A 3,506-nucleotide genomic window follows, 5' to 3' on the forward strand; every position below is an offset into this window, starting at 1 on the left:
GTACGAGGGGGACCGCCGTTAGGCGGTGGAGGGGCTCTTGTGGAATCTTCTGCTTGGTGTAAAAGAGTTTACAGAAGTACCCCTCAGTCAAGCCTGCGGCTTGCCAGCTCCCCTAAAGGGGAGCCTATGCACAAAAGGGAAAGCTTGAATAAAAATCAGCCTCCCCTTTAGGGGAGGGGAACCGCCGTTAGGCGGTGGAGGGGTTCTTTCGCACGAAGTTTTTGACATAACCTCTCTTTTTAAAAAGTGTTAGTGGCTTTGGTATTTGCAGTTTTCACAAATGTTTTTCCAGTTTTCTTTTTCCTTAAACTTTTCGGGGATACTTTCTTCTTTCAAATCTTGATTTTCCATGCAATCCACCGGATTTATAGGGGCATTAATCAATGGGCAAATCACTTTTTTCCATTTTTTGTGTACCTCCGATACGTCACATACACATACGGGATCTCACCGTCATGGCGTTCTTCTGCGACTCGTGCAAACTGTCCTGCCAGCAGCGGCGGAAAGAACACGTCCCCTTGAAAGAACCCGTCGATCTCCGTGAGATACAGCATTTCCGCCAGCGGCATTGCCTCCGCGTAGAGCCGTGCACCGCCGCTGATAAAGACCCATTCCGTCTTTGCCGCCGCCAGAGCCTCTGCCAACGTGGGAACGGTTTGCAGATGGGAACCGGAAAACTGCCGGCTGGCGGAAACCACAATGGTTTCCCGACAGGGCAGCGGGTGGCCGATCTCCTCATAGGTACGCCGCCCGAAGATCACCGTCTGTCCGGTGGTAAGCTGCCGGAACCGTTGCTGCTCTCCGGCAATGTTCCACGGGATTTTGCCGTTTTTTCCAATGGCACGGCTCCGGTCGCAGGCGGCGATCAGTGCAATGTGTTTCATGACAGCAGCATCACCAGCATCATAATCAGAGAAAAGATGATAGAGGCTCCCATCTGAATGCCGAGCATTGCCACCAGGAACCAGCCGTTCACGCCGCCCTCCTGCCGCAGTCTGCGGCGTTTCATATCCGGTGAAACATCTTCCTGTACCAGCTTGTGCACTTTTCGCAGCACGAAGCGGTAATAAAGGCGGTTTCCGAAAAGCCCCAGCAGAATGCTGATGATGATCTCCAGATAACTGCTGATCATGGCAGCGTTGTACAGCAGGGTTTCGTGAGCGTCCAGCCTGCTGCTGAATGCCTGAAATGTTTGCAGCAGCTCCGCCGGTGCTCCGGTCTGCCGCAGTGTCGGCAGATAGTCCGGCAGCAGTATCTGCATTTGCTGTAAGGACTGGGGGATTTTCAGCAGGAGCATGATGCCCATGACGATCAGAGCCGCCGCCCACATTTTCCGGTATGCCAGATAATATGGGGGAAAGAGCAGGCAGGGGAAGTTCAGAGAAATTCTGCCGCCCTTGCTGAACCGCAGGAACTTCGGCAGATAGTACAGGTTGTTCTGCTCCACGAAGTTCGCCACATCTTCCAGCCGTTCGCCGTCCAGCTTCTGTTCCTCGTTCAGCCCGCAGGTGGGATCAGCACTGCCCATGCGTTCTGTGGCTTGCTGCAACTGTTCGCGGAGCGTCGGCGTGACCTCCTGCTGTTCCTCCGGCCGGAGAAACGGCTTGCCGCAGTGGCTGCAGTGGGTGGCATCTTCCGGATTGCCGGTGCCGCAGTCGGGGCAGATCCTGGTGTTCCTGGTTTCTTCTCTGGGCTTGGTGGGTTCCCAGCTTTTTCCGGACTCATGAAGCGGCAGGTTGATGCAGGCACCGTTTTTCTGCCAGCAGGCACGGTGATACGGCGTGCCGCATTCCGGACAAACTACAACGTCATCTGCATCTGTGAAGACCTGTCCGCAGACGATGCATTTTTCTCCGGTGTGTATTCCCATAGCGTATCCCTCTTTTCTAAGTGTTTCTTCAACAACTTTTTCCGGTGTGTTGCCTGAAGTTTCAGCCGTTACAACCCACCAGCAACTTTATTCACGGAAATCAATTTTCAAAAATATGTTGATTTAAATTGTGCCAAATTATGAAGTTTGACAAGTGAGGCTCCCCTGAAAGGGGAGCTGGCAGTGCGTAGCACTGACTGAGGGGTTTCCACTTATGCCGAAAACGTCATAAAAAGAGTTTACGAAAAAACCTCTCCACCGCCTAACGGCGGTCCCCCTCCCCTTTCAGGGGAGGCTATCATGAAAATTGATTTCCGCGAACTTTACTGGTGTGCGGCAGCACATCTCCTTTATTATAACACAGAAAAAAATTTTTTTCAATATCCGAAGAAAAGATTTGCATCTTTTCCAATTTTGTAGTATAATAAAAGAGATCGTGATTTACCCCATGAAACAAGGAGAGAAGTTATGGTATTATTAGATGAACTGCGTGTCACGATGAGTGATTACCGCAAGGACCTGAAAGAACTGTACGAGGTACTGGGCATTGAAAAGGCACAGGCTCGTTATGATGCACTGCAAAAGCAGGTGGCAGATCCGGATTTCTACAGCGATCTGGAAAATTCCCAGAAGGTATTGCAGGAAGTCAAGTCGCTGGAAAACCGCATTGAAAAGTATCAGAAAATGGAAGAAACGCTGGACGACATTCTCACCCTGATCGAACTCACCATGGAGGAGGGCGAGGAGGAATCCAACGCGGAACTCAACGAGGAAGCGGACAAGTTCGTCAAGGAACTGGAATCCCTGAAACTGGCTTCGCTGCTGACCGGCGAGTATGACAGTTCCAACGCCATTCTGACATTCCATGCCGGAGCAGGCGGCACCGAGGCACAGGACTGGGCAGAGATGCTCTACCGTATGTACAACCGCTGGGCAGAACGCCACAACTTCAAGGCAGAACTGCTGGACTATCTGGACGGCGACGAAGCCGGTCTGAAAAGTGCGTCTATCATGATCTCCGGCGATAACGCCTATGGCTTCCTGAAGTCGGAATCCGGCGTACATCGTCTGGTGCGTGTATCGCCGTTCGACTCCTCCGGCCGCCGGCATACCTCTTTCGCGGCTCTGGAAGTCATGCCGGAAATCGACGACTCCATGGAAGTGGACATTCGTCCGGAAGACATCAAAATGGACGTGTTCCGTGCCAGCGGTGCCGGCGGACAGCACATCAATAAGACCAGTTCCGCGGTACGTCTGACACACCTGCCCACCGGCATCGTGGTATCCTGCCAGACACAGCGAAGCCAGTACCAGAACAAGGACTACGCGATGAAGATGCTCCGTGCAAAACTGGTGGAGATCAAGGAACGGGAACATCTGGACAAGATCGCCGACATCAAGGGCGTGCAGAAGGAAATCGCATGGGGTGCCCAGATCCGTTCCTACGTGTTCATGCCGTATACATTGGTAAAGGATCACCGCACCGGCTTCGAAAACGGCAACATTCAGGCAGTCATGGACGGCGATCTGGACGGCTTCATCAACGCCTATCTGAAAGCATTGTCCAGCGGCACATTGCAGAAGTAAGGTTTTGCAAACTCTAAGGCAATACCGCACAAAGAGCGTCTGGGGACTT

General features: G+C 52.5%; 3 protein-coding genes. 1 reads left to right on the plus strand and 2 read right to left on the minus strand.

What is annotated here, in order from left to right:
* Positions 1 to 392 precede the first annotated feature (392 nt).
* Together RUMCAL_RS00740 and RUMCAL_RS00745 are read right to left on the minus strand one after the other, a co-directional pair.
* Positions 393 to 884, minus strand: coding sequence for a dihydrofolate reductase (locus RUMCAL_RS00740; protein ID WP_021680461.1), 492 nt, complete (start codon positions 882 to 884; stop codon positions 393 to 395).
* The gene (locus RUMCAL_RS00745) at positions 881 to 1,870 is read right to left on the minus strand and encodes an RING finger protein (protein ID WP_021680462.1); all 990 of its coding nucleotides are present in this window, start codon (positions 1,868 to 1,870) and stop codon (positions 881 to 883) included. Before RUMCAL_RS00745 ends, RUMCAL_RS00740 begins: the two co-directional genes overlap by 4 nt.
* Before the next feature lie 468 nt (positions 1,871 to 2,338).
* Between RUMCAL_RS00745 and prfB the strand changes: the two genes are divergently transcribed.
* Positions 2,339 to 3,457: a peptide chain release factor 2 gene (prfB, locus tag RUMCAL_RS00750; RefSeq protein ID WP_021680464.1), complete on the plus strand. Its 1,119-nt coding sequence runs from the start codon at positions 2,339 to 2,341 to the stop codon at positions 3,455 to 3,457.
* The last annotated feature ends 49 nt before the right edge of the window (positions 3,458 to 3,506 follow it).

Source organism: Ruminococcus callidus ATCC 27760 (genome assembly GCF_000468015.1).
In the GTDB taxonomy this organism is placed as follows: Bacteria; Bacillota; Clostridia; order Oscillospirales; family Ruminococcaceae; genus Ruminococcus_C; species Ruminococcus_C callidus.